Origin of the sequence: Novosphingobium sp. SL115 (genome assembly GCF_026672515.1) — a bacterium.
In the GTDB taxonomy this organism is placed as follows: Bacteria; Pseudomonadota; Alphaproteobacteria; order Sphingomonadales; family Sphingomonadaceae; genus Novosphingobium.
This window is the reverse complement of the sequence record NZ_JAPPRG010000002.1, coordinates 1,135,921-1,162,295: the sequence shown is the minus strand read 5'-3', so window position 1 is coordinate 1,162,295 and position 26,375 is coordinate 1,135,921. Positions and strand designations below refer to the sequence as shown.

The 26,375-nt window shown below is 60.9% G+C and carries 25 protein-coding genes; 12 read left to right on the top strand and 13 right to left on the bottom strand.

All coding sequences use genetic code 11. From position 1 onward, the window contains the following. The first annotated feature begins 21 nt into the window (after positions 1 to 21). Both OVA07_RS07115 and OVA07_RS07110 read left to right on the top strand, forming a co-directional pair. Positions 22 to 459, top strand: a complete 438-nt coding sequence (locus OVA07_RS07115) for a hypothetical protein (protein ID WP_268170766.1) — start codon at positions 22 to 24, stop codon at positions 457 to 459. 5 nt (positions 460 to 464) lie between these two features. Further along, a complete protein-coding gene (locus OVA07_RS07110) occupies positions 465 to 1,385 on the top strand; it encodes a sterol desaturase family protein (protein WP_268170765.1) in 921 nt (306 codons plus the stop codon). Here the strand turns inward: OVA07_RS07110 and OVA07_RS07105 are convergent. Next, positions 1,372 to 1,983: a TetR/AcrR family transcriptional regulator gene (locus OVA07_RS07105; RefSeq protein ID WP_268170764.1), complete on the bottom strand. Its 612-nt coding sequence runs from the start codon at positions 1,981 to 1,983 to the stop codon at positions 1,372 to 1,374. The genes OVA07_RS07110 and OVA07_RS07105 overlap by 14 nt on opposite strands. A 166-nt stretch (positions 1,984 to 2,149) precedes the next feature. On the opposite strand from OVA07_RS07105, the gene OVA07_RS07100 reads away from it, so the two are divergent. Then, complete coding sequence (locus OVA07_RS07100) at positions 2,150 to 4,483, top strand: TonB-dependent receptor (RefSeq protein ID WP_268170763.1); 2,334 nt, start codon at positions 2,150 to 2,152, stop codon at positions 4,481 to 4,483. 152 nt (positions 4,484 to 4,635) lie between these two features. Here the strand turns inward: OVA07_RS07100 and OVA07_RS07095 are convergent, their stop codons facing one another. The 6 genes from OVA07_RS07095 to wecB all read right to left on the bottom strand — a co-directional run bounded on the left by OVA07_RS07095 (position 4,636) and on the right by wecB (position 9,275). Continuing rightward, positions 4,636 to 4,842 carry a hypothetical protein gene (locus OVA07_RS07095; protein WP_268170762.1) on the bottom strand — a complete coding sequence of 69 codons (207 nt, stop codon included), beginning with the start codon at positions 4,840 to 4,842 and terminating at the stop codon, positions 4,636 to 4,638. Continuing rightward, entirely contained in the window at positions 4,839 to 5,384 is a 546-nt protein-coding gene (locus OVA07_RS07090) for a hypothetical protein (protein ID WP_268170761.1), read from the bottom strand. Before OVA07_RS07090 ends, OVA07_RS07095 begins: the two co-directional genes overlap by 4 nt. Before the next feature lie 29 nt (positions 5,385 to 5,413). Continuing rightward, the gene (locus OVA07_RS07085; RefSeq protein ID WP_268170760.1) at positions 5,414 to 5,698 is read right to left on the bottom strand and encodes a hypothetical protein; all 285 of its coding nucleotides are present in this window, start codon (positions 5,696 to 5,698) and stop codon (positions 5,414 to 5,416) included. Positions 5,699 to 5,924: 226 nt separating this feature from the next. After that, positions 5,925 to 6,479, bottom strand: coding sequence for a helix-turn-helix domain-containing protein (locus OVA07_RS07080; RefSeq protein ID WP_268170759.1), 555 nt, complete (start codon positions 6,477 to 6,479; stop codon positions 5,925 to 5,927). 379 nt (positions 6,480 to 6,858) lie between these two features. Then, on the bottom strand, positions 6,859 to 8,163 hold the full coding sequence (gene wecC, locus OVA07_RS07075; protein ID WP_268170758.1) for a UDP-N-acetyl-D-mannosamine dehydrogenase: 1,305 nt from the start codon (positions 8,161 to 8,163) through the stop codon (positions 6,859 to 6,861). After that, complete coding sequence (wecB, locus tag OVA07_RS07070; RefSeq protein ID WP_268170757.1) at positions 8,160 to 9,275, bottom strand: non-hydrolyzing UDP-N-acetylglucosamine 2-epimerase; 1,116 nt, start codon at positions 9,273 to 9,275, stop codon at positions 8,160 to 8,162. Before wecB ends, wecC begins: the two co-directional genes overlap by 4 nt. A gap of 107 nt (positions 9,276 to 9,382) precedes the next feature. Between wecB and OVA07_RS07065 the strand changes: the two genes are divergently transcribed. After that, on the top strand, positions 9,383 to 10,720 hold the full coding sequence (locus OVA07_RS07065) for a nucleotide sugar dehydrogenase (protein WP_268170756.1): 1,338 nt from the start codon (positions 9,383 to 9,385) through the stop codon (positions 10,718 to 10,720). A gap of 44 nt (positions 10,721 to 10,764) precedes the next feature. After that, a complete protein-coding gene (locus tag OVA07_RS07060) occupies positions 10,765 to 11,763 on the top strand; it encodes an NAD-dependent epimerase/dehydratase family protein (protein WP_268170755.1) in 999 nt (332 codons plus the stop codon). Between the two features lie 56 nt (positions 11,764 to 11,819). On the opposite strand, the gene OVA07_RS07055 is transcribed toward OVA07_RS07060, so the two are convergent. Both OVA07_RS07055 and OVA07_RS07050 read right to left on the bottom strand, forming a co-directional pair. Next, positions 11,820 to 12,581, bottom strand: coding sequence for a YkgJ family cysteine cluster protein (locus tag OVA07_RS07055; protein ID WP_268170754.1), 762 nt, complete (start codon positions 12,579 to 12,581; stop codon positions 11,820 to 11,822). 63 nt (positions 12,582 to 12,644) lie between these two features. Further along, positions 12,645 to 13,637: an agmatine deiminase family protein gene (locus tag OVA07_RS07050; RefSeq protein WP_268170753.1), complete on the bottom strand. Its 993-nt coding sequence runs from the start codon at positions 13,635 to 13,637 to the stop codon at positions 12,645 to 12,647. Positions 13,638 to 13,781: 144 nt separating this feature from the next. On the opposite strand from OVA07_RS07050, the gene OVA07_RS07045 reads away from it, so the two are divergent. From OVA07_RS07045 to OVA07_RS07030, 4 genes are all read left to right on the top strand, one after another. Continuing rightward, complete coding sequence (locus OVA07_RS07045) at positions 13,782 to 16,478, top strand: bifunctional [glutamine synthetase] adenylyltransferase/[glutamine synthetase]-adenylyl-L-tyrosine phosphorylase (RefSeq protein ID WP_268170752.1); 2,697 nt, start codon at positions 13,782 to 13,784, stop codon at positions 16,476 to 16,478. Beyond that, positions 16,475 to 16,948 (top strand): peroxiredoxin, encoded by a 474-nt coding sequence (locus OVA07_RS07040; RefSeq protein WP_268170751.1) that lies wholly within the window; start codon positions 16,475 to 16,477, stop codon positions 16,946 to 16,948. The genes OVA07_RS07045 and OVA07_RS07040 overlap by 4 nt, the downstream gene beginning before the upstream one ends. Before the next feature lie 68 nt (positions 16,949 to 17,016). After that, the gene (locus OVA07_RS07035; RefSeq protein WP_268170750.1) at positions 17,017 to 17,811 is read left to right on the top strand and encodes a ferritin-like domain-containing protein; all 795 of its coding nucleotides are present in this window, start codon (positions 17,017 to 17,019) and stop codon (positions 17,809 to 17,811) included. 193 nt (positions 17,812 to 18,004) lie between these two features. Beyond that, positions 18,005 to 18,718 carry a M23 family metallopeptidase gene (locus OVA07_RS07030; RefSeq protein WP_268170749.1) on the top strand — a complete coding sequence of 238 codons (714 nt, stop codon included), beginning with the start codon at positions 18,005 to 18,007 and terminating at the stop codon, positions 18,716 to 18,718. Between the two features lie 192 nt (positions 18,719 to 18,910). Here the strand turns inward: OVA07_RS07030 and OVA07_RS07025 are convergent, their stop codons facing one another. After that, positions 18,911 to 19,753, bottom strand: coding sequence for a 23S rRNA (adenine(2030)-N(6))-methyltransferase RlmJ (locus OVA07_RS07025; RefSeq protein WP_268170748.1), 843 nt, complete (start codon positions 19,751 to 19,753; stop codon positions 18,911 to 18,913). A gap of 196 nt (positions 19,754 to 19,949) precedes the next feature. Between OVA07_RS07025 and OVA07_RS07020 the strand changes: the two genes are divergently transcribed. Then, on the top strand, positions 19,950 to 20,270 hold the full coding sequence (locus OVA07_RS07020; protein ID WP_268170747.1) for a hypothetical protein: 321 nt from the start codon (positions 19,950 to 19,952) through the stop codon (positions 20,268 to 20,270). 206 nt (positions 20,271 to 20,476) lie between these two features. Here OVA07_RS07020 and OVA07_RS07015 read toward each other — a convergent pair whose 3' ends face one another. Both OVA07_RS07015 and OVA07_RS07010 read right to left on the bottom strand, forming a co-directional pair. After that, a complete protein-coding gene (locus OVA07_RS07015) occupies positions 20,477 to 21,004 on the bottom strand; it encodes a hypothetical protein (RefSeq protein WP_268170746.1) in 528 nt (175 codons plus the stop codon). A 116-nt stretch (positions 21,005 to 21,120) separates the two neighbouring features. After that, a complete protein-coding gene (locus OVA07_RS07010; RefSeq protein WP_268170745.1) occupies positions 21,121 to 21,804 on the bottom strand; it encodes a spermidine synthase in 684 nt (227 codons plus the stop codon). Positions 21,805 to 22,022: 218 nt separating this feature from the next. Between OVA07_RS07010 and OVA07_RS07005 the strand changes: the two genes are divergently transcribed. Both OVA07_RS07005 and OVA07_RS07000 read left to right on the top strand, forming a co-directional pair. Then, the gene (locus OVA07_RS07005; RefSeq protein ID WP_268170744.1) at positions 22,023 to 23,573 is read left to right on the top strand and encodes an acyl-CoA synthetase; all 1,551 of its coding nucleotides are present in this window, start codon (positions 22,023 to 22,025) and stop codon (positions 23,571 to 23,573) included. A gap of 22 nt (positions 23,574 to 23,595) precedes the next feature. Beyond that, the gene (locus tag OVA07_RS07000) at positions 23,596 to 24,894 is read left to right on the top strand and encodes a cytochrome P450 (protein WP_268170743.1); all 1,299 of its coding nucleotides are present in this window, start codon (positions 23,596 to 23,598) and stop codon (positions 24,892 to 24,894) included. 58 nt (positions 24,895 to 24,952) lie between these two features. On the opposite strand, the gene OVA07_RS06995 is transcribed toward OVA07_RS07000, so the two are convergent. After that, positions 24,953 to 26,359, bottom strand: a complete 1,407-nt coding sequence (locus tag OVA07_RS06995; RefSeq protein ID WP_268170742.1) for a sugar porter family MFS transporter — start codon at positions 26,357 to 26,359, stop codon at positions 24,953 to 24,955. Positions 26,360 to 26,375: the final 16 nt, after the last annotated feature.

Here is a 26,375-nt window from a genome sequence, read left to right as displayed (position 1 = left end):
CCGTACAAGGCCTGAAAGCGCATGCTCGATCTTCTCAGTCGCCTCGCCGCCCTGCCGGGCGCGACTATGGCGCTTCAGGCGGCAGGATCGCTCATCGCCATCCTGATACTTACTCGGCTGGCAAAAGGCATGAACCTTGGTGGTGAACCACGCATTCGCGACGAAGACCATGCCCGCGCCCTTGCAGAAGAAGCAGTGTGCGGCTTCGATGTGCAGGCCGTCGTGGTTGATCGTGCTGGCTATGGCGCGCTGGCCCGCGATATGGCGGGCCATGTCCTGCTGATCCGCCGCCACGGCAGCCACTTTGCCGCAAGGCAGATTGTCAGCCATGCAGGTGTCAGGCTGGACGGGCGCTTCCTTACGCTGTCCACCGATGACCGGCACTTTGGCGCGGCCACGCTTGACCTTGGCGATCAGGCGCAAGTCTGGGCAGCCAGCCTGCGTAGACTGGAAGACTAAAGCTCATGCCCGAAACGCTTTCGTCGCTGGATCTGCAGACCATTGATGTTGTCACATATGCCGTGCCGGTATTTGTGGTCATGATGCTGACCGAAATGATCTGGGCCGCGCGGCGCGCACCGCAGGCCTATGAACCGCGCGACACGCTGACCAGCCTTGCGCTGGGCCTTGGCAGCACCATTGCCGGTGCATTGACGGCCGGAATCGTGCTTTTCGCCACAGTCTGGCTTTACGATCACCGCGTTGCCACCTTACCTCTGACATGGTGGGCGTGGGCGCTATGCTTCGTGCTGGATGATCTCAACTATTACTGGGCGCATCGCACAGGCCATCGCGTACGCTGGTTCTGGGCTGCGCATATCAACCACCATTCCAGCCAGCATTACAATCTTTCTACAGCCCTGCGACAGACATGGACCGGCTTTTTCGCGCTATCCTTCATCTTCCGCATCTGGCCCGCCTTCATCGGCTTTCATCCCGCCATAATCCTGACGGTGGGCGGCATCAACCTGATCTACCAGTTCTGGATTCACACCGAAGCGATTGGCCGCATGCCGCGCTGGCTCGAAGCGGTGCTCAACACGCCGTCGCACCACCGCGTCCACCACGCCACCAACCCGCTCTATCTGGATCGCAATTACGCAGGCGTGTTCATTGTGTGGGACCGCCTGTTCGGCAGCTTTCAGCGCGAGCGTGACGACCTTTCCATCAGCTATGGCATCGTCAGGCAACTCGGCAGCTTCAATCTGCTGCACGCCGTCTTCCACGAATGGCGCGCCATGGCGGCCGATTTCTGGCACGCGCCGTTCAAGCACAAACTGTCCTATCTGGTTCGCGCGCCCGGCTGGAGCCATGATGGCAGCCGCGAAGGATCGGACGCCATCCGCGCGCGGTGGCAGGAACGACAAGGCGTTACCGGCGAATAAGCCCTTCGCCCAGCAGGTCCGCCGCCACTTCGGCGATCTCTTCAACACTCCGGCTATCGTCCCACACGCCAAAACGTAGGCCCAGAAACACGTTCATCCCCATGATCGCCCAGGCACGAACATCCTGCGCACCATCACGCACTGCGCCCGCCGCCACACCTTCGGCCAGACGCGCGGCGATGCGGGTTGCGGTGCCTTCGTAGTGATCGCGGTAGCTGGCAGGATCGGCAAATTCGGCCTCGTCGATGATCCGGTAGATTTCCTTGTGATCGCGGGCAAAGTGCAGAAATCCTTCCAGCGCCTCACGCTCACGCTGCAGCCCGGTTGATCCGGCGCTGACAGCGGCCGCTGCCGTGGTGGCCACACGGGCCGACATATCGCGGACCAGCGCGGTAAAGATAGCGTCCTTGGAATCGAAATAGGTGTAGAAACTACCCAGCGCGGTGCCCGCCCGCCGGGTGATTCCGCTGATCGACGCTTCGTGAAAGCCGCGCTCGCCAAATTCCGCCGCCGCTGCATCCAGCAGCTTGCGCAGCGTTTCGCGCCCGCGCGCCGTGCGCGGCACCTTACCCGGACTGGCCGCGCTGATCTGCGCCATAAACGATCCCTCCCCGCAATGGCTGGCCACCATCCTGTTGCCGTTTCGCCACGTTTCCTAGCGACAAAAGTCTAACCTCACAACGCGAAGTTGAAACATGGTTCAACTTTCAATATTACTGTCCCCATGCGGACACTCGAAGTCCGCGAGAGGGAGCCTGTTTGCGATGACCCGTCTTTCCACGCGCGCCGTTCTGGCCGCTTCCGCCGCGCTGTTTGCCTTGCCTGCCGTCCCGGCTTTTGCGCAGGAGGCGCCTGCGGATGAAGCAACCGCCTATGACGCCACCAACGAAATCACCGTGATCGCGCGCCGCCGCGAAGAACGCCTGCTCGACGTACCCATCGCGATCTCGGCGCTCAGCACCGAAGCACTTGAAAAGGCCGGTGCCAAAGACCTTTCGGGCATTCAAGGCGCCATCCCCAACGTCAACATCGTGCAGGGCCGTGGCTCTGCCAGCAGCGCCAACTTCTACATTCGCGGTATCGGCCAGCCCGACGCGCTGCAAACCTTCGATCCCGCCGTTGGCGTCTATGTCGATGGCGTTTACCTCAGCCGTATTCAGGGCGCACTGCTCAACCTGTTCGATGTCCAGCGCGTTGAAGTGCTGCGCGGCCCGCAGGGCACGCTCTATGGCAAGAACACCATCGGCGGCGCGGTCAACGTCGTGTCGAAAAAGCCGGACCTCAATACCCTGCGCGGTGAAGCGGCGATCACCTATGGCCGCTTCAATGAAGTGACCGCCAAAGGCTATGTCTCGGCCCCGCTGGTGGCGGACAAACTCGCCCTGTCGGTCGCCGGTGTCTATGATGACCGCGACGGTATCGTCACCGATCCCGCCACCGGCAAGAAGTACAACGACCGCAACAATCTGTCGGGCCGCGCCATCCTGCGCGCACAGCCCAGCGAAACGGTCGAAGTGCTGATTTCGGGCGACTACACCCGCCAGCGCAACACCCTCACGCTGGGTCAGGCCACCGCACCGCTGATCGGCTTCAACTACAACGCCACCTTCACCGGTCTCACCCCATTCACCATCGCCCCCGCAGCGGGACCGTGGGACTACAAGGCCTCGACCAGCTTCAACAACAACGAAGGCCAGCGGCTCGATCACTGGGGCGTTTCGGGCACCGTCAACGTCGATCTGTCCGACGCATTGCAATTTGTCTCGATAACCGCCTATCGCAAACTGAAAACCGACTTCTTCGTCGACATCGACGCGACCAGCGCCGAACTGGGCGATGTCTTCGTCGGCACCCGCCAGCACCAGTTCAGCCAGGAACTCCAGCTCAAGCTCGACGCCGACAAGCTGAAGGGCGTGCTGGGCGTGTACTATCTCAACGAACACGTCACTTCGCATCAGGAAGCCTATGCCGACAGCTATCTGCGCTATGTCGGCACCCCGCTGAATTTCCTGCGCACCATCGATGATGAGCAGGATACCAAGTCCTACGCCGCGTTCGGCCAGTTGACCTATGATTTCACCGATGCGCTCTCGCTGACGGGCGGCCTGCGCTATACCCGTGAAACCAAGGAATACTTCCGCACCACCACGGCGACCACGTCCAGCCCGGTGTTCCCGGCGATTGTTATCAAAAGCACGTTCACGTTCCCCACCAACTTGCCCACCCCCTTCAACACGCTCGACAGCGTGACCTATGAAGCATGGACGCCCTCGGCCACGATCAGCTACAAGCCATCGCGCAACACCATGGTCTATGGCTCGGCCAGCCGTGGCTTCAAATCGGGGGGCTTCAACGGTCGCGTCAACGGCATTGGCGACGTGACGCAAGTGGTAAATGGCGCGACCGTGATCGTCCCCACCTTCAAGCCCGAAACCGTGTGGACGTATGAAGTCGGCGCCAAGGGTTCATTCCTTGATGGCCGGGTGAACATTTCAGGCGCAGCGTTCTATTCCGATTACGAAAACTTCCAGGCCCGCGTCGGCGGCGGTAACACCGGTATCACCGGCGGCAGCTTCCCCGTGCTCAACGCTGGCAAACTGCGCATTCAAGGCTTCGAATTTGACCTGAACGTCCGCCCTGCACAGCCTGTCACCCTGTTCGCCTCGGTCGGCTATCTCCATGCCGATTACAAGGAGTTCAACGACGGTCGCCGCGCGCCTGCGTTCAGTTGCAATCCTACCGGTCAGGCCATCACCTGCCGCCCGGCCTTCGCCCCGCCGCTCACCCTGCGCGTTGGTGGTGAATATCGCGTGCCATTGGGCGCAGCCTCGCTCAGCCTCGGCGGCGACGCGCGCTTTGTCGACAAGCACTACCTCTCGGTCGACAACCGCCCAGGCCTGACCGAAGACGGCTATTGGATCGGCAATCTCTACGCTCAGGTGGACTTCGAAAAGTTTTACCTGCGCGGCGCGGTCAAGAACGTGGGCAACACGCTCTACAAGACCGACGGGCAGGAGTTCAGCTCGGTCGGCAACATCCAGACCGCCTATTACGGTGATCCGCGCACCTGGAACGTCACGCTGGGCGTGCGCTTCTGACCTGAACCTTCTCTCCCCGGAGCGCGGCCTCCCTCACCCAAACCGCGCTCCAGAACAGAAAGCCCCGGACCGCAAGGCCGGGGCTTTTTTTCTGAATGTGGCGAGATTACCCGTCATTAGCGAACTTCAGACAGTTCGAAACGAATTCCCGATCAATCCGTCAACTTGACATAGGCCCAAAGCGCAAGCAGCCAGCCAAGCACTAGAAGTGTGGCAATGGCCAGCGCTTCAATCGAACGAGAAAGATCAACAGGAAGCCACTCTGTAACCAGATCGATTTCTGGCATTTCTCCCGAATACGCAGAGCTTTTTTCGCGTTCAGCGACGGTCGGTTCGGCAAGTGAGTCAATTTCACTCATCGTCCAGAACCCTCACAAACCTTAGGCTCGCGTGTATTCAAGGCTGGGTGGGGATCTTTTGAAATGCCGAGTTGGTCAGCCATCATTCCGTAAATGCGTGTGAAAGCACTGTCTTCCAACCAAAGCCAACGGACACGTTGATCTATTGGATCAGTCGAACTGGATATGATGTTCTTCTGCTCGAGGAGATTAAGCCAGCGCAACGCAGTCGTTGCGGGCACGCCAGAGGCGATGCAGGCGCTTTTCACCCTGACTGGACTACCCTGCAAACGCATTACGAACAGTTCAAGCAACATATCCCAAGCAGGTTCAGCGAACAGATCGTTGGGCAACCATCGGTCACGATTCCGCCGAAATGCATAAATATCTTTGGCAAGCTTCAACACTAGACCTTCAGAATTCACCTCATCGGCCAGTTTCGGCTTTTCCCGATTCACTTCCTTACCGTCAATGACTTCAATCAGAGAAGAAGACAGCTCGTTTGCACGAGACAACAAGCCCCGCAGTTCTGTCAAGTCATTGGGCAGGCTTAGAGTCTGCATGTCTGACTACCTTTCTTGTCTGACGAAATTTATCTTTTCTTTGGCTGAAAGCCTTTTCCCAGAAGGTTCACCAAACCTTCAAGTGGAACCAAGACCGGGACGGCTAATAAATTCAGCCACCACAAATCTATAAATATTGATTGCTCAAACGGCACTCCGGCAAACGCCAAGAAAGTTACCGTTATCCTCAGAAATAAAACTGCCGCGAAAATTATAGGCCAGATATAATCTGAAATAATTGCAATATAAACTGCAAAAACTGTTGAGATATAAATTACCAAGACACTATAAAAATCGAAGAAGCTATATTCCAACCCAATCCTTTCCTTCAAAGCCCAACTTATAGAGTTAATAAAAGTTATCAATAAAACAACCCATCCACAAACGCCCTGCTCCTTCCGGCCAAAAGCCATTAGGTAAATTGGCGTTATAAAATTTAGTATCGTTATTATTGATAATATCAAGAATATATTCCTAAATTTTTTATTTATTATGGACTATATCTTAAATTCATTTCTACCGAAAATTTAATAACTAATATTAGTTATCAGATTTTAGTATAGAAACAGTGGCTATTATATGCGCGAGTGCAGCCGCTATTGTGGTAACGGCAGCAATACGCCCTGGCAGTCCGGCAACCTTATCGATCCAACGAACAACGAGGCGGCTAACCAAATAGCGCTCCACAGCCCGCACAGCATGAGACTGCCCTGCATAAGGACGATCATTCGAACCGACATCCACATTTTCCGCGCGGTCACCACCGATCACTTCGGAGCCGATCGCAGCAAATCCTCCACTTTCGTTAGGAATTGCGTGAACTGGCACGCCTTTAATGGCCACCTGCAATTGCTCACCTGCGCAAACCTGACAGGCCTCAAGCAGCACTGCATAGGTGCGGGCCAGATCAGCCCGACTGGTTACCCCCAACCGTCGACGGACCGACTGCAAGCGCTGCTCCACCGCTGAGGCAGAAACGCCCAGAATCTGCGCGATTTCCTTGTTTGTGCGGCGATCCAGAATCAGGTCCAGCACCTCGCGCTGTTTTTCACTGAGATCGCCAACAGATTTCAGCACAGGTTCATCGAATGCCAATTTCGTCCTCGCCATAATTGGAAATCGGATTTTTGTGATGGGCGTCACATAAATTCGATTGGGCTAGAGAGAAGAATTTTCTCCCTAAAGTACCGCCATTTTGGCCCAGTCTGCCATGCACCTGTCCAAAACTGCCATGTACCTTACTGGGTCGTTAAGCGTCCTGCTAAACGAGAATGGTCTGATTCCGATCCGATTCGCACAGGAGGGTTGGCCCACTCATGTCGTTGCTGTCCCGACGCGCCAGGGAAGGGTTGCACCGACATCCTCTATAGCCCGCTCTATAGCCCGCGACCGCGCCTCAAAACGCAAAGCCCCGGCCATGACGGCCGGGGCTCTGTCGGCCTTCGCCTGTGTCCACATCAATTGGAAGGAGATGTCAGCTTGCCAGCCGCAGCCCCGCGCCAACGCCTTCTGAGCCCGGTTGGTCCGGCCAGATGCCGCGGGTATCATAAACGACTTTGCCGCTGCGTTCCGCCAGCGGGATCACCTTAAACACGTCATGGTCCACCAGCACGATCAGCACACCGCATTCTTCCAATGCCGTGTCGAGATCGATCTGCACTGCGCCGGTGCCTTCAAATTCACGCGGCAGTTCACCCGCATAAGGCTCCACCACATTGATCCGGTCGCCAAACTGGCGGGCAAGGCTGGCCGCGACATAGCGCGCCGGGCTTTCACGGAAATCGTCGATATTGGCTTTGAACGCCAGACCAAGGCAGGCAACCTTTTGTCCCGGATGGGCTTCGACCAGTTCGGCCGCCTTCTTCACGACATGGTGCATCTTGCCGTCGTTCACGTTGCGCGCGGTGCGGATCAGCGGGGTTTCTTCGGGCGCGCTGGCCACGATGAACCACGGGTCCACCGCAATGCAGTGCCCGCCCACGCCCGGTCCCGGTTGCAGGATGTTCACGCGCGGGTGGCGGTTGGCAAGGCGGATCACTTCCCACACGTCCAGCCCCATACTGTCGGCCACCATCGAAAGCTCGTTGGCAAAGGCGATGTTGACGTCGCGATAGGCGTTTTCAACCAGCTTGGTCATTTCCGCAGACCGCGCATCGGTGGTCACACAGGTTCCGCGCACGAAGCGCTTGTAGAATGCCAGCGCCTTGCGCGCACAACGCGGGGTAATACCTCCGATGGAACGGTCGTTGTTGGTCAGTTCTTCCAGAATGCGGCCCGGCAGCACCCGTTCCGGGCAATAGGCGATGGAAACGTCAGGCGTTTCGCGCGTCTTGCCGGGGAACTTCAGGTCGGGGCGCAGACCTGCCATCAGGTCACGCATCTGGTCGGTCGTGCCCACGGGCGAGGTGGATTCCAGAATCACTGTATCGCCCGCCTTCAGCACCGCCGCTACCTGTGTGGCCGCCGCCAGAACATAAGAAATGTCGGGCGTGTGGTGGCCGTCCTTTTCGAACGGCGTCGGCACGGCGATCACAAAGACGTCGGAAGGCTCGATCTGGGTTGATGCGCGCAGCAATCCACGCTGGACCACGCCGTGCACCAGTCCGTCCAGATCCACTTCCTCGATGTGGATTTCACCCCGGTTGATCGTGTCGACCACCCGCTGCGAAACATCCAGACCCAGCACGCGGCAGCCCGCACGGGCAATGATCGCAGCGGTCGGAAGCCCGATATACCCCAGCCCGACAACACAGACGTCCGGCTTCACATCACCCATCATTGCGCCAACAACTCCACGATTCGGCGCGAAGTATTCCCATCCCCAAACGGGTTGTGGGCGCGCGCCATGGCTGAATAGGCAGCCTTATCGTCCAGCAGGGTGAAGATTTCGGAAACGATGCGCTCCACATCGGTGCCAACCAGCTTTGCTGTGCCCGCGGTTACGCCTTCGGGCCGCTCGGTCGTTTCGCGCATAACCAATACCGGCTTGCCCAGCGCAGGCGCTTCTTCCTGCACCCCGCCCGAATCGGTCAGCATGATCTCGGCAATCGACAGCAGACGCGCAAAGTGCGGATAATCCAGCGGTTCAATCATCGCCACGTTGGGCAAGCCCGCTAGCGCATCGTCCATCACCTTGCGCACATTGGGATTGGGGTGAACCGGGAATACCAGCGCTACATCATCGCGCGCGGCAATCTGGCGAATCGCTTCGGCAATGTTCTCCAGTCCGCCGCCAAAGTTCTCGCGCCGGTGGCTGGTTACGCCGATAATTCGTTTGCCTGCAAAGCGCGCCTCGATCTCGGCCAATCCATGCGCCAGCGCAGGGTCAGCCTCGATTCGCGCGGTCACCCATTGCAGCGCGTCGATCACCGTATTGCCGGTCACATGCACTCCGTCAGCCTCGACGTTTTCCGCCAACAGTGCGGCGGCAGAAACATCGGTCGGCGCAAAGTGCAGCCTTGCAATCGTGCCAATGATCTTGCGGTTCACCTCTTCGGGCCAAGGGTGATAGATATTGTGGCTGCGCAGACCCGCCTCGACATGGGCCACCGGCAGCTTGCGATAATACGCGGCCAGCGCGCCCGCCATGGCAGTGGCGGTATCGCCCTGCACCACCACCCAATCGGGCTTCACCGCGTCCATCACCTTGCCAAGCTCGGTCAGCAGCGCGGCGGTCAGCCCATCCAGCGTCTGATCCGGGCGCATCAGGTCAAGATCGTGGTCGGGCACGATTCCGGCAATCTCCAGCACCTGATCCAGCATCCCGCGATGCTGCGCCGAAACGCAGGTCACCACACGGAAGCGCGAATCATCGCGCAATGCATGCACCACCGGAAACAGCTTGATCGCCTCAGGCCGGGTTCCGAACACCACTAGGATTGTCTTTGCCATATCGGGTCCAATAATCCCGGAGTGTTAACCGTGAAATAAGAGCCTCGTTTTATGCATGCGGTCATTCAGGCGTCGCGCACGTCAACCATGAAAGGCCGTATTGACCCGTGACTGTGCAATTTCCCCCGATCTCCACAGATTTTGCCGGCGCACCGATCAAAGGGCTGGACCCGCTGGTGTCGGCCAATACGCGCGTCACGGTGCTGGGCCTTGGTTATGTTGGCCTGCCGCTGGCCGTGGCACTGGCCAAGCAGTTCTTCGTCACCGGCTTCGATATCGATACCCAGCGCATCGGTGAACTGTCCGAAGGGCATGACCGCACGCGCGAAATCGAATCGGAACGGCTGTCCAAATCCAGCCTTGGCCTGACCAGCGATGCTGCCGTCTGCCCGCCCAGCGATTTCTACATCGTCACCGTGCCCACGCCCATCGATGCTGAAAACCGCCCCGATCTGCGCCTTGTCGAAGCCGCATCGCGCACCGTCGCGCGGATGCTGCCCGATGCCGTTGCCGAAGGCCGCGCGCCGGTGGTGATCTATGAAAGCACGGTCTATCCCGGCGTCACCGAAGACATCTGCGGCCCTATCCTGGAGCAGGTGTCGGGCCTGAAATGCGGGGTCGATTTCTTCCTTGGCTACAGCCCCGAACGCATCAACCCCGGTGATCGCGAACATACCATCGACCGCATCACCAAGGTCGTATCGGGCCAGACGCCTGAAGTGCTTGATCGCGTGGCCGACCTATATAACGCCATCACCAGCGGCGGCGTGTTCCGCGCCGCATCAATCAAAGCCGCCGAAGCCGCCAAGGTCATCGAAAACGCCCAGCGCGATATCAACATCGCCTTCATGAACGAGATCACACAGATCTTTTCCAAGATGGACCTCTCGGTCTGGGACGTGCTTGCCGCGTCCAACACCAAATGGAACTTCCTGCCCTTCACCCCCGGCCTTGTCGGCGGGCATTGCATCGGGGTCGATCCCTATTACCTCTCGGCCCGTGCCGAAGCACTGGGCCATGACCCGCAGGTGATCCTTGCCGGACGTGGCGTGAACGATGGCATGGCCAAATGGTTGGCGGGCGAACTTCACGCCCAGCGCGGGCACAAGCCCGGCTCGGTCCTTGTCCTTGGCCTGACGTTCAAGGAAAACGTGCCCGACCTGCGCAATTCCAAGGTAGCCGACGTGATCGCCGAACTGCAATCGCTGGGCCACAGCGTAAAGGTCCACGACCCCCACGCCGACACCGCCGAAGCCTTGCTGGAATATGGGCTGGAACTGGCGGGCGATGCCTTCGAACAGACCTACGACCTCGTGTTCCTGGCCGTGCCGCATCAGTATTATATCGCCGCCGGGGCCGACCGCATCGCCACATTGGTCGCACCGGGCGGCACGCTGGCCGACCTTAAAGGCGTGCTGGGCGAAAAGGCCGACTGGAAGCTTTGATCTTCGCGGCGTAACACCTGCCCACTCATATTACAGGAATTACGATGCGCGTCCTCGTTACCGGAGCCGCTGGCTTCATCGGCTACTCTCTCATCACTCGCCTGCTCGCTCGTGGCGACGAGGTGATCGGCGTCGATGTGGTCAACAATTACTACGACCCCGCGCTCAAGGAAGCGCGCCTTGCCCGCCTTGTCGAACAGGGCGGCGGCAGATTCACGTTCCTGCGCACCGACTTTTCCGATTACGCTGGCCTCACCGCCGCTTTGGAAGGCAAGCAGTTCGAACGCATCGTCCATCTGGGTGCGCAGGCAGGGGTGCGTTATTCCATCGAAAACCCGCACGCCTATGTGCAGGCAAACCTTGTCGGGCACCTGAACCTGCTCGAAGTCGCGCGCCATCGCGGGGCGGAACACATGGTCTATGCCTCGTCCTCATCGGTCTATGGCGGTAATACCAAACTGCCGTTCTCGGTCGATGATCGTGTCGATCATCCCATGTCGCTCTATGCCGCCACCAAGAAGGCGGACGAATTGATGAGCGAGACATACGCCCACCTCTATCGCCTGCCGTTAACCGGCCTGCGCTTCTTCACCGTCTATGGCCCGTGGGGCCGCCCTGACATGATGATGTGGCTGTTCACCAAGGCAATTCTGGCGGGCGAACCCATCCAGGTGTTCAACCACGGCGATATGTATCGCGATTTCACCTATATCGACGATATCGTTTCGGGCGTCATGGCCTGCCTCGACAATCCCCCGCCCGACGATGGCCAGCCCAAGGCTGGCGGCAGCGAAAAGCCCCACCGGCTCTACAACATCGGCAATCACAAATCCGAACATCTGATGAAAGTCATCGGCATTCTGGAAAGCGAACTGGGCCGCAAGGCAGAGATGAACCTCATGCCCATGCAGCCTGGCGACGTGCGCCAGTCCTTTGCCGACATCGACGCAATTTCAGGTGATTTGGGCTATCAGCCCACCACCAGCATCGATGTTGGCGTCCCCAACTTCGTGCGGTGGTACAAGGATTACCACGGGCTGTAAAAACTGCGGCAATCCAAACGCACCTCCCGCAGGCGGGAGGAATTGGGGGAGGCATGTTAAACGCCGCCCTCATCCGCAAATGAAGCCAGATACCGCCGCCCCGCTGCAACCAGAAGCGCCGGACATTCCAGTTCGGCCAGCATAGCCCGCGTCGCCTCACGATTGGTGACAATCGACCAGGGCGGCGCCTTTTCAGGCGCGCCACGCACAGCCACGTCCAGCGCCTCGACCAGAACCGCAGGGGCGACATTGTAAACGGCCAGCCCTTCGCCCGCCATGGCAGTTTCAGACAGGCCCATCACCTTAACCAAACTCGCCTTCAGTGGAGCATCCGCCACCATCGCGGCCCTATGCGCTACGACAACCGCGGCTGCCTGATCGTCCGCAATCACACCATCGCGTTCCAGCACCGGAAGCGCGGCATCCCACGCCTCTGGCGGGCATTTCCGCCGCTCCGGCACCATCGCTTCAAACGGGCGGCTTTCCAGCGGATAGATCCTGCAAATCCGGGGCCGCGCTTCATAATTGCCGCAGCGCATATCCGCCAACAGATGCGGACAGGCCCCAACATGGCTCGCCACCAGCCGCAGGTTCACCCGAAACGGCACATCGCCGATCTGAACGGCAAAGGTGGTATCGCGCCGCCACTGCGTTGCAGCGTCACCTGTCACCATATCCTCAGGCCAGGCCCACGCCTCAACCAGCAGATCGACCTGGTGGCCCCGCGCTGCCCATACACGCGCTTCGGCCACCGAAAGCGTCAGCCGCAAATCGTGGCAACACCGCCCGCATTGCGTGCAATCGAAACAGACATTCATGGCATGAAAGCTAAACGCCCCGATGCCTATGCTACAGTGCAATCCCTGCGATTTTGGACCTTATCAAGCCCGACTTGGCATCTGCTGGCTGGCACAGTGGAACCCGCCGCCGCCCGCCAGCACCGCATCGCCCATCAGGCCAATCGTCGCGCGCTCGGGGAACAGCTCGGCAATCGCCGCCACGCCATCATCATCGTGTGGTGATCCAAACACCGGCACCACAACCAGATTACTGGTGATGACAAAGTTCATATAGCTGGCTGGCTGGATCATATCGCCCCATTCGATCCGCCCCGGCGACGGCACTTCCACCACGTTAACACCCGCATCCAGCGCGCGCGCCTTGGCATCTGCATAGATGCTTGCATTGGGATCATCCGGCCCGGTCGCACGCGGCAAGGCCAGCCGGTTCGGCCCGACGAACCGCGCCAGATTATCGACATGCCCGTCGGTGTGATCGTTGATAAGACCATCGCCCAGCCACAGCACACGGTCGTATCCCAGATCGCGCTGCAGACGCATTTCCAGATCGGCGCGCGACAGGTGCGGATTGCGGTTGGGGTTCAGCAGGCACTGTTCTGTAGTCGCAACAAGACCGGTGCCATCGCCATCCAGCGCCCCGCCTTCCAGAATCCAGTCCACCTTACCATCGGCCAGTAGCCCGGAAGACGCCGCCAGATCGGCCCCGATTTCCTGATCGCCGGGCATCAGGTATTTCTCACCCCAGCCGTTAAACCCGAACAGTCGCGCCTTGCGTTCACCCGCATCGTTCAGCACCGTCAGCGGCCCGGTATCGCGTAACCACACGTCGCCATATGTCCGCCGCTCCAGCTTCACCGCCGCCGAAACCAGCGTCTTTGCCCGCATCTCGTTCGCCGCATCGCGCACCACCAGCCGCACTTCCTGCCCGCTGTCCGCCACCGCGCTGGCAAAGGCGGCGATCTGTTCTTGCGCCTGCCCGATCACGCCCGACCATTCCTCCGCCAGATGCGGAAAGCCGATCCACAGCCAGTCCTGCGGGTGCCATTCGGGTGGCATCATAAAGTGCGAAGTCATCGTGCGGTGTCCGGTGCCAGAGTGTCGTGACGCCCCATAAAGCGAGTTGCTCTTGCGCGAAACCCCGGCACTTGACCGCTCAAAACAATCGCACTTCCCATCACCCTTGATCCCCCGGACCGCAGCGGGCATTCCCCAAGGACGATGACCGACCTGCCCCACGCTATCGCCCGCGCCCGCGCCCATGCGCCGTTTCTTTCGCTGGCACTGAACCGCCTGCCCGAAATCGAAGCATTGCTGGCGGCAGGCGACGTGGAACAGGCGTTGGCCCGCGCCAAATCCGCTGGCGAGGGCATTGAAGACACTGCCGTCGCGCTACGCCGGGAACGCCTCGCGCTCGCGCTTGTCATCGCCGTCGCAGACTTGGCAGGAACTTTCCCGCTCACCCGCGTCGTCACAGAACTCAGCGATTTTGCCGACCGTTCGCTGGACGCGGCCATCGCCGCCGCCATTCGCCGCCGCACGCCCGATGTGCAGCCCGCCGGCTTTTCCGCCATCGCCCTTGGCAAACACGGCGCGCAGGAACTGAACTACTCCTCGGATATCGATCCGATCCTGCTCTACGATCCCGAAACCCTGCCCCGCCGCGACCGTGATGATCCCGCCGAAGCCGCCCAGCGGGTCGCCCGTGCGCTGATGGAAATCATGTCGAACGTCACGGCGGACGGTTACGTTTTCCGGGTTGACCTGCGCCTGCGCCCCGCGTCCGAAGTGAGCCCGCTGGCCCTGCCATTTGAAGCCGCGATCACGCACTATGAATCCAGCGCGCTGGCGTGGGAGCGCGCCGCCTATATCCGCGCCCGCGCCGCATCGGGTGACATTGCCTCAGGGCAAGCCTTCCTTGAAACCATCCGCCCCTTCGTATGGCGCCGCAGCCTTGATTTCGGCGCGATTGCCGAAATTGGTCGCCTCACCACCCGCATCCGCGACCACTATTCTGCAGGGCAGGCGCTTGGCCCCGGTTATGATCTGAAGCGTGGGCGCGGCGGCATTCGTGAAGTCGAATTTTTTGCGCAGACGCATCAACTTATCCATGGCGGGCGCAATCCTGCGCTCCGCCTGCGCGGCACCCGTGCCAGCCTTGATGCACTGGCTGAAACGGGCATCATCAGCGCCGAGGACGCCCGCGTGATGGGTGACAGCTATGACCGCCTGCGCACGCTCGAACACCGCCTGCAAATGGTCGCCGATCAGCAAACCCATTCGCTGCCAACAGACGCACAAGCGCTTGATTCGGTCGCACAACTGGACGGTTTACCCAATGGCGCGGCGCTGATCGCGGAACTCACGGAAATTTCCGATGTCGTGGGCCGCCGCTTCGACACCCTGATCGAAACCTATGCCCCCACCGGCGCGGTCGCGGTGGAATCCACCCCGCTCGCCACCGAGCTATCCGCCCTTGGCTTTGCCGATGCCGATGCATTGGCCGAACGCGTGGAAACGTGGGAGGGCGGGCAATATCGCTGCCTGCGCACGGCAGAAGCGCGCGAAGCTTTTGCCCGGATGCGCCCGCAATTGCTGCGCGCCCTTGCCGAAGCGCCTGATCCTGACCGCGCGCTGCTGCGCTGGGAACAGCTGCTGGCCGGATTGCCCAGCGCCATCAACGTGTTCCGCCTGCTCGATGCCCGCCCTGGCCTGCTCGCCGTGGTCATGCGCATCCTTGCCCATGCGCCGACGCTGGCCGATGAACTGGCCCGCCGCTCGGACTTACTGGACACCTTGATTGACCGTTCGGCCTTCGCCCTGCCCGGCACCGTGGCCGAAATCGCAGCCGAACTTTCGCGCGGTGAAGCGGGTGATGATTACCAGCGCCTGCTCGATACCGTTCGCGTCCGTGTGGGCGAAATGCGCTTCGCACTGGGCGTGCAACTTATTGAAGGGCAAAGCGATCCTCTCGAAGTTGCCGCCGCATTGTCACGCGTGGCCGAAGCTTCGATCGACGTGCTGGGCCGCGCGGCGATTGACGAATTTGCCGCCAGCCATGGCCGCATTCGGGGCAGCGATCTGTCCATTCTCGGCCTTGGCCGCCTTGGCGGTGCGGCACTGACCCATGCGTCCGACCTTGACCTCGTGTTCCTGTTCAGCGGGGATCACGCCGCCGAATCCGATGGCCGCCGGCCGCTGGGGGCCACGCTTTACTACAATCGCCTTGCCCAACGGGTCATCGCCGCGCTGTCCGTGCCGACGGCGGCAGGTGCGCTCTATGAAGTCGACACCCGCCTGCGCCCTTCCGGAGCGCAGGGGCCGATCTCGGTCAGCCTCGAAAGTTTTGAACGATATCAACGCGAAGATGCGTGGACGTGGGAACACATGGCGTTGTGCCGCGCCCGCGCCCTGTTCGGCACAACGGCTGACCGCGCCGCGCTTTCCACCATCATCAACCATATGCTGACCATCCCGCGCGATTGCGCCAAGCTCAAGACCGATGTCCTTGAAATGCGCGGAACAATGGCGGACCACAAGCCGCCCAAGGGTCCGCTGGATGTCAAGCTGGCGCGGGGTGGGCTGGTGGACATCGAATTCATGGTCCACTTCCTGCAATTGCGCGATCACGTCGCCCGCACGCCCGACCTTGGCGAGGCGGTGCAACTGCTTGAAAAAGCAAATCTTCTCCCACCTGGCAGCCGCGCCGCGCATGACCTGATGGCCCGCCTCCTGGTCGTCGTTCGCCTTGTTGCCCCAGATGGCATGTATCCGCCTGAGGCGAGCCGGGGCATTGTGGCGCGGGCTTGTGGGCTGGACAACTGGCAGGCGCTGTTGGATGCGGTGCTGGCGGCGCGGCGGCAGGTGGCGCTGGCTTGGGGCCAAGTGTTTGAAATTCAACTGGAGATTTCGGAATGAGCGAGCGGATTGGGGTGGGTGAGGATTTTCCCGACATTGCGATGACCGCGCCTGATGGCAGCAGCGTCAAAGCGTCTGATTTTGCAGGAAAAAAGCTGGTCGTGTTTTTCTATCCCAAGGATGACACGCCCGGCTGCACGACCGAAAACAAAGACTTTTCAATCCTTTATGCCGATTTCCAGCAGGCCGGGATTGCGGTATTGGGCGTATCCAAAGACCCACCGAAGAAGCACCTGAAATTCGCGGAAAAACATGCACTTACCGCGCCGCTTGCCAGCGATGCGGAAGAAGGTGGCGTGTCGGATGCGCTGGGCATCTGGACCGAGAAGTCGATGTATGGCCGCACCTATATGGGCATGGAACGCACGACCTATCTGATTGATGCAGAAGGTAAAATTTCGCGTATCTGGAACAAGGTGAAGGTCAAGGGCCACGCTGACGAGGTTCTGGCCGCCGCCAAAGCGCTTTGAATTTTCAGCATAATTTCGGAACTGTCCTGAACGACACCTAAACATACCTGAAAGCGCGCAACCCGCCGATGAATGCCCTCTCGCTATCGCTGGCGATCCGCGAAGTGATGCTGACCGCAGACCCCACCGCCAAAGTCATGGCGACGCGCGATGTCGCGCGGCGGTGGCGCGCGGGCGAGCTGGATTTCTGCTTCCGCCACCCCATACCCGACACCCCCGCCCGCCCCGACCAACCGCAGTTGCTGCCACCCGGCGCAATGCCCAAACGCGGGCGCGGCGGGACGGAGCGTGGGCGCATCGCGCTGCTGCATGCGCTGGCGCACATCGAGTTTGTGGCGATCGATCTGGCGCTGGATGCCGCCGGGCGCTTTGGCGCGGATATGGGGCGCGAATTTGTGGACGACTGGCTTTCGGTCGCCGCCGATGAAGCCATGCATTTTGCGCTGCTGGCGCGACGGTTGCGGACGTTGGGCAGCTTTTACGGGGCGCTGCCCGCGCATGATGGATTGTGGGACGCGGCGCGCGATACGGCGCATGACGTGGCGGCGCGGCTGGCGATTGTGCCGATGGTGCTGGAAGCCCGCGCGCTGGATGTGACGCCGGGAACGGTCGCGCGGTTTCTGGCGGCGGGCGATGAACGGTCGGCGCGCATCCTGCAAAGAATCGTTGACGACGAAATTCGCCATGTGCGCTTTGGCACAAAGCATTTCATCGCAGTGTGCGAAAGCCGAGGTGAACAGCCTCCCGAATCATGGAAAATGCTGGTTGCGCGCCACTTTCACGGCGCCGTTAAGCCACCGTTCAACGACTCAGCGCGCCGATCAGCCGGTTTGTCGCGCGAATTCATGGCAGGGGTTGCCTAAGAGCAACACCGTCAGCATACCCCAATGCACGAGATGGCGGGGGGTTCCGACCAACTCTGAAACATCCCAAAGCGGTTGGCGCTTAGCCTGCTTTCCGCTGACAAACGGGTTCGCACTGGGGGCTAAGGCGGGTCGGCCAAATCCAAGCCACAAGGCTTGGGCCGGAACGCAAAAAAGGGTCGTAAGGGTCGTAATGTTGGTCAACATCAAAGCCTTCAAGACTGTTCTCGGTGCGTTTGCCGCCGTTGCTTCATTCTCCTCCGCTCCGGTTCTGGCCAATAGCGCCGCTTCGGCTGATATCGCTGCCCCGCTTCGCGCCGCCGAAGCTGCGAAGGCCGGTATCTCGGCAGATCAGGGCGATCAGGAATTCCGCCGTCTGTTTGCAAGCTGGCAAGCGCTGGACAACGGCATCCTGCCGTCGGCCAAGCCGGTGACGCAGCGCCGCGCTTCGGTTTCGATCCCGTCGCTGGCTCCGGTCGCGATGACTCGCCTTTCCAGCAGCTATGGCATGCGCACCCACCCGGTGCTGGGCGGCCGTCGCGCGCACAAGGGCATCGACCTTTCCGCCCCCACCGGCACGCCGATCCGCGCCAGCGCCGATGGTGTGGTTGAAAAGGCCGACTGGTTTGGCGGTTATGGCCTGTACGTGCAGCTTGACCATGGCGGCGCGATGGAAACCCGTTACGGCCACATGTCGCGCGTGGCCGTTGCCGAAGGGCAGCAGGTCCGCAAGGGCGACGTAATCGGCTATGTCGGTTCGACCGGCCGCTCCACTGGCCCGCACCTGCATTATGAAGTCCGCGTTGCAGGCGAAGCGGTGAACCCGCTGCCCTATATGCAGGGCAGCAGCGACAAGATTTACGCCAGCAACAGCCCGGCCGAAGGCCGCGGTGGCCCCGAAGAATAAGTCGATCCCAAAGAGCTAGACTATCAGGGCCAAAGGCCCGATACAGCGAATGCATCTTGGAGAGGATGCGGAAAAGGGCGCCGGTGACGGCGCCCTTTTCTTGTTGGCCCATGGCTCGTCGGGGCGTGTGAGTTTCGCCCACAAGCCAATCGTGATGACCCGTCGTGGCGGATAGCCAAACTTTGGAAGAAGTTAATCGCCCAGCCAATCGATTGTGAGCTCGCCCCTGTGCCCCTCAGGCGCCAGCGTGGCGCGCAGGGCTTCCAGCAGAGGCGGCAGCGCTTCTGTGAAGGCGTAGGGCGGGTTGACGATGAACAGGCCCGCGCCGTTATAGATGCCGGGTTGATCGGCGTCGTACAGCCAATGCTCCACTGTCAGGAGTTTCGCAATGCGGAGCTTGCGTAACTGGTGTTTCCAGTGCGCATGCGCGGACCGCTCTTTCAGGGGATACCAGATCACCGTCACGCCATGCGCCCATTTGCGCTGCGCGGCGGCAAGGGTGGTTGTGATACGGATGCGTTCGTCCGTCTGTTCATACGGCGGGTCGACCACCACCACGCCGCGCGGGGATCGGGGCGGCACCATTGCCAGCCACAGCTCGTAGGCATCACGCTGATGCACGGCCGCGGGTGTGTCACGCATGGCGCCGCGCAGGGCATAAACGTCTTCGGGGTGCTTTTCGTTCAGGATCAGGGAATCCTGCGGCCGCAGAAGCTGCGCCAGAATTCGCGGGGAGCCGGGGTAGAGGTGCGGCCCGCCTCCCACATGCGCCCCGACATTCACCGCCTGTACGGCGGCGCGGTAGTCGTTCAGCAAAGGGTTCTGGTCAACAAAGGCCCGCAGCACACCCTGCGTGGCTTCGCCGGTGCGCTGGGCAGCGTCGCCATGAAGGTCATATAATCCGCAGCCGGCATGGGTATCGATCAGGGTCAGCGCGCTCGGCTTTTGTTGCAAGGCGCGCACGAGGGCGATCAGCAGACTGTGCTTCACGACATCGGCGCTGTTGCCTGCATGGAAGGAATGGCGATAATTCATGGTGATTCAAAATCCTGACGATCTGCCTTCATACGAACTGCCGGCGCGCAAGCCGGGCAAGGCGATTGAGACAGCCGATCCGGCGCTCGTATAGATTCCGGACGGAACCTTCAAAGCACTTCTGCGCAAGGCCTCAAGCCCGCCTAAACCGCAACCGCAGTTGGTTTGCAGTCATGGACCTGTTAGGCGTTTTTGCATGACCAACATCCACAGGCTTGCCGGCACCATCGACGTCGATGGGCATCAATACGAATGGGAACTGCGCAGCGAGCCGCAGTGGGGCGAGTCCAATGGCTGGAAAGGCATGACCATTGCCTTGCTGCAAAAGCACACCAAGCGGGGCGCCTTGCTGGAATTTCCCCCGCCGAAGCGTCTGCTCAAAGGCATGCGGCCAGCCCGTCTTCAGGTCAGCGATGCGGTTGTATCGCGGGGTATTCGGGCCGCGTTGCAGGCCGGATGGGAACCTGAATCTCGCGGCAAGCCCATGGTCTTTATGGTGGATGCGGACGGCAATTAGGGCTTATCGGATCAAGCGTTTTAATGCGGGCGTCCGCGCAGGGTGCTGCCCCACGGGGTGAACTTCGACCGAAAACTATGTCCAGTGCTGAACCGATCTGATCGAATATTCAGTATCGATCACCGCGCCGGACGGATCAGCATCGGCAACGTCGGATACCGCAGCTTCACCACTGCGGATGACAGCGCAGAGAAAGCTGAGGGCAACTAGGACGTGACTGTGTTGCTTACAGCCAAACGTATCCCAAATTCATTCAGCCACCATTCCCTGTTTTCTGCAATATCATCCATTCGCGATTCTATACCGCCCTCTTTTTGGGTCGATAAAATCGAAATGGCTTGTGCGGCCTTAGCTATGGATTGAAAATATTCCTGCAATGCAGGATAGGTCATTTCGTAGGATTTACCTTTGACCTGCCATCCCAGCTTTGCTGATTCTTCAGGACAGCTGGAATATATGGCATTCAAACCATGGCATAAGCCGTTCCGAACCTTGATCTTCTGGCAAAGATCTTCTTGAAGCGATGATGCCAATTCTGCCCTGAGCGAACCCGGCGAGCTGTCCTGAATGACGGCATCTCGCCACTGTATCAACAACCCTGATCCGCAAACCCTTAAAGGGGCCTCCTTCTTCGTAATAAGGGCGATTTGCGTGCGGGCTGCCTTTTCGATCGACGACCATAGAATCAGGAGTGACGCCACAGTCCCACCAATTTTATCGTAGCTTACGTCCATTCTTCAATATTTCCGACATCGTGAAGCATGCAAGGTGCCGCGTCCCCGAGCCGTATCGTGCAAGTATTATCAAAATCTTAGATTCAAGATTTCCGCTCGCTTTGGCACCCTATCCTTCAAACCGTCGCGAACCAGATCACATGCTTGGCGCCTTTGCCATTCGTCCGGGCGCGGACTTCCACTTCGTCGACGGTGAAGCCTGCGGCTTTCAGGCGTTGGGTGAAGTTGGGGTCGCGGGCGGCGGACCAGATGGCGAGGACGCCGCCGGGGCGCAGGGCGTCCATGGCGGTGCGCAGGCCGCGCATGGTGTAAAGGCGGTTGTTGCCCCGGCGGACGAGGCCGTCCGGGCCGTTGTCGACATCGAGCAGAATGGCATCGTAGCCGGTGCCGCCGACCGAGAGGGCGTTGGCGCTGATGACTTCGGCAACATCGGCCATGACAAGGCGGACGCGGGGGTCATCGAGGCAGCCTGCTTCAAGATCCTTCATCGGCCCTTTGGCCCATTCGATGATTTCGGGCACCAGTTCGGCCACGGTGATGTGGGCGTCCTGTGGCAGCTTTTCCAGCGCGGCGCGCAAGGTGAAGCCCATGCCATAGCCGCCGATCAGCATGGCGGGGCGCGGCGCCTTTGAAATGCGCGCCCAGCTTTGCGTGGCGAGCGCGATTTCCGAGCCGTTCTGGCGCGTGCTCATCAATTCGTTGTGGCCCAGCACGATCATGAAATCCTGATCGTGGCGATAGAGCTTCAGTTCCTCGCCATCGGGCACTTGCGCGGTGCCGAGAAGTTCGCGGGGCTTCATGGGAATTGCTCCATCAGATGAGACACTGCTTTCCCCTAGAGCCGCGAGGCGCAAACGCAAGTTTTGACGGATCGGCGCGGGGTGAGGCCAACGGTCAAGATTACGGGCGGAGGTGTGGCGCGCGCGGTGCGAATCCCGGTTGCATGACTTAAGTGAACGGTTAAACTCCCGGCCAAATGGCGGCCTTTGCGACCGCCGGGAACGAGAGGACAAGGCCGGTGCACTTTCACCCGAAGTACCATGCCGCACAACACCCTGACCGCGCCGCCGTTATCATGGGCGGCAGCGGCAAGGTCATCACTTATGCCGAACTGGAGGCGCAATCGAACCGGTTTGCGCAATTGCTGCGCGCGCGCGGGCTGCAGATTGGCGACACCATTGCGCTGTGCCTGGAAAACCGGGCGGAGTTCTTTGCGCTGGCATGGGGGGCGCAGCGCGCGGGGCTGGTCTATGTGGCGGTGTCGAGCCGTCTGGCAGCGCCGGAGATTGCCTATATCGCGCAGGACAGCGGGACACGGCTGCTGATCGGATCGGCCTATGGTGCGCATGTGCTGGACGAAGTGGCGAAGATTGCGCCCGATGTGCCGCAGCTTCGGCTGGATACGCCGGGCGCGATGTCGCTGGAAGATGCGCTTGCTGCGATGCCGGACACGCCGATTGCGAATGAGCGCGCGGGGTGTGACATGCTCTATTCGTCGGGCACCACGGGCAAGCCCAAAGGCGTGCGTATTCCGCTGCCCGAAGACCCGGAGATTGGCGGGGGCAATTCGCTGATCGCCATTGCCAATCAGGCTTTTGGTATCACCGGGGACGCGGTCTATCTTTCGCCCGCGCCGCTGTATCACGCCGCGCCGCTGCGCTGGTCGATGACCATCCACCGGCTGGGCGGAACGGTGGTGGCGATGGAGAAGTTCGATCCCGAACACGCGCTGGAGTTGATCGAAAAGTACAAGGTGACCGACAGCCAGTGGGTGCCGACGCATTTCGTGCGGATGCTGAAACTGCCGGAAGAAGCGCGGGCCAAGCGCGACATATCGAGCCTGAAATGCGCGATCCACGCCGCTGCGCCGTGCCCGGTGCCGGTGAAGCAGGCGATGATCGACTGGTGGGGGCCGGTGATCCGCGAATATTACGCAGGCACCGAAGGCAACGGCTTTACCTTCATTTCCAGCGAGGAATGGGTGCAACGGCCGGGATCGGTGGGCCGGGCGCTGCTGGGCACGATCCGCATCTGCAACGAGGACGGCGACGAGGTGCCACCGCGCACCGAGGGGCAGGTGTTCTTCGAAGGCGGCAATCCGTTCAGCTATCACAACGACCCCGACAAGACCCGCGATGCCACCAACAAGCACGGCTGGACCAGCCTTGGCGACGTGGGGATGATGGATGAGGACGGCTATCTGTTCCTGACCGACCGCAAGAGCTTCATGATTATTTCGGGCGGGGTGAACATCTATCCGCAAGAGATCGAGAACCTGCTGGTCACGCATCCCAAGGTGGCGGACGTGGCGGTGATCGGCGCGCCGGACCCGGACATGGGCGAGCGCGTGGTGGCGGTGGTGCAACCGCGCGACATGGCCGACGCTGGCCCGACGCTGGCGGCCGAGCTGACCGAATGGCTGAACCCGCAGCTTTCGCGGGTGAAGATGCCACGCCAGATCGACTTCCGCGCCGAGCTTCCGCGCGAGCCGACCGGCAAGCTGTTCAAGCGGCTGCTGCGCGATGAATACAAGCAAGCCTATGAAGCCGCGCAAGCGGCAGTGGCCTGAGGGCTGCGGGAGGGAATTGACAATGGCGAGTGTTGCAGAACCCACCGTTCCCGCCGAAATCGGCCGGGCGGTGATCGACCCCAAAAGCTATGGCGCATGGGCACCGCTGCTGGACCAGTTTGATGCCCAGCGCGCCGCCGCGCCAGTGGCGCGGGTGGTGCCCCCGGCGGGCGAGCATGAGCCGTTCTGGCTGGTATCCGGCTTTGACGCGGCGATGAAGGTGAGCAAGGACAATGCGACTTTCCTGAACAATCCCAAGTCTGCCGTGTTCACCCTGACCGTGGGCGACATGCTGGCCAAGGCGATTACCGGGGGCAGCCCGCATCTGGTGGAATCGCTGGTGACGATGGATGCGCCCAAGCACCCCAAGCTGCGGCGGCTGACGCAGGACTGGTTCATGCCCAAGAACCTGGCCAAGCTGGACGGCGAGATTCGCAAGATTGCCAATGAGGCGATCGACCGGATGCTGGGCGCGGGCGATGAGGGCGATTTCATGGCGCTGGTGGCCGCGCCATACCCGCTGCATGTGGTGATGCAGATCCTTGGCGTTCCGGCCGAGGATGAGCCGAAGATGCTGTTCCTGACCCAGCAGATGTTTGGCGGGCAGGACGAGGACATGAACAAATCCGGCCTGAAAAACCTGCCACCCGAACAGATTTCGCAGATCGTGGCGGGCGCGGTGGCCGAATTCGAAGCCTATTTCGCAGGACTGGCGGCAGAGCGGCGCAGAAACCCCGGTGAGGACGTGGCGACAGTGATTGCCAATGCGCTCGTCGATGGCGAACCGATGAGCGACCGCGACACCGCGGGCTATTACATCATCACCGCCAGCGCCGGGCACGATACGACATCGGCATCGTCAGCGGGGGCCGCGCTGGCACTGGCGCGCGATCCTGACCTGTTTGCGCGGGCCAAGGCCGATCGCAGTCTGTTGCCGGGAATTGTCGAAGAAGCGATCCGCTGGACGACGCCAGTGCAGCACTTCATGCGCACGGCGGCCAAGGATACCGAGCTTGCCGGACAGCAGATTGCGCAAGGCGACTGGCTGATGCTGAACTATGTCGCGGCCAACCACGATCCGGCGCAGTTCCCCGACCCGCGCAAATTTGACCCGACGCGGCCCGCCAACCGGCATCTGGCCTTTGGCGCGGGGTCGCACCAGTGCCTGGGCCTGCATCTGGCGCGGCTTGAAATGCGCGTGTTGCTGGACGTGCTGCTGGACCGGGTGGAGAGCCTTGAAATGGCGGGTGAGCCAAGCCGGGTAAATTCGACCTTTGTTGGCGGGTTCAAGACCATGCCGATGCGGTGGAAGGCGGTTTGATGCCAGCGATCCTCCCCGTCTTTGCGCAGCACAGATGGGGAGGATTTGAGCCGACTTGCTACCCCTCCATCGCTTCCAGTTCCTTACCCTTGGTTTCGCTGATCGAGGTCCACACGAACACCAGCGAGAGCGCGGCGAAGAGGGTGTAGGCGGTGTAGGTGATGGGCAGGCCGATGTTGCTGGCAGCCCATGGGAAGCTTGAGCTTACCGCGAAGTTGGCCAGCCATTGCGCCGCGCCTGCCACGGCAAGGGCCGAGCCGCGCATCTGGTTGGGGAACATTTCGCCCAGCATGACCCACATGACCGGGCCCCAGCTCATGTTGAAGAACACGACATAGATGTTGGCGGCATAGAGCGCGATGGTACCGACGTTATCCGGCAGGATCATCGCGCCGTTCGGGCCGGTAGAGGCCTGTGCAAAGCACCATGCCAGCACGCCCAGCGTTACGGTCATCCCGGCAGAGCCGATGAGCAGCAAGGGCTTGCGGCCCAACTTATCGACAAGGCCGATGGAGATGAGGCAGGCGGCGATGGAGACGACGCCTGACAGGATGTTGATCTTGAGCGCGTCGGCTTCGGAAAAACCGACCGCCTGCCACAGCACCGCGCCGTAATAGAACACCACATTGATGCCGACGAGTTGCTGGAACACGGCAAGGCCGATGCCGACCCAGACGATGGGCCGCCAGCCGCCGCCGGGCTTTTTGATATCGGCAAGGCTGGGCTGATGATCGGTGGCAAGCGAGGCGCGGATTTCGGCCAGCTTGGTGTCGGCAGTTTGGCTGCCGAACAGCTTGGCCAGAACGGCGCGGGCGTCTTCGATGCGGCCCTTGGCCACCAGGAAGCGCGGGCTTTCAGGAATGAGCAGCAGGGTGCCGAGGAACAACAGCGCGGGCACAGCCTGAACCCAGAACATCCAGCGCCATGCAGGATAGCCACCCCAGAATGCGCCGAGCGAAGAACCCGCCGCGCCCGCCAGCCAATAGTTGGCAAGGAATGCGCCGGTGAGGCCCGAAATAATCATCACCTGCTGCGCGCTGGACAGACGGCCCCGGATATGCGCGGGGGTGACTTCGGAAATGTAGGCGGGCGACAGCACGCTGGCTGCGCCGACCGCTGCGCCTGCAAAGAAGCGGGCGATGGCAAGGATCAGTGCGGAAGGGGCAGCACCGGAACCCAGTGCGGACAGGATGAACAGCCCTGCGGCCATCATCATCACCGCGCGGCGGCCCCAGATATCGGCAAAGCGGCCCGCAAGGAATGCGCCCAGCGCGCAACCCGGCAGAAGCGCGCTGACGGTCAGGCCCAGTTCCGCCTCACCCAGCCCGAAAGCGTGTTTCAGGCCGTCCTGCGTGCCGTTGATCGCGCCGGAATCATAGCCGAACATGAAGCCGCCGATGGTGGCGACCGCGACGATCAGGCCGATGAAGCCGATATTGCCCGCTGCTGGCGGATTTTCAGACATTGCTCTCCCCTTCCCC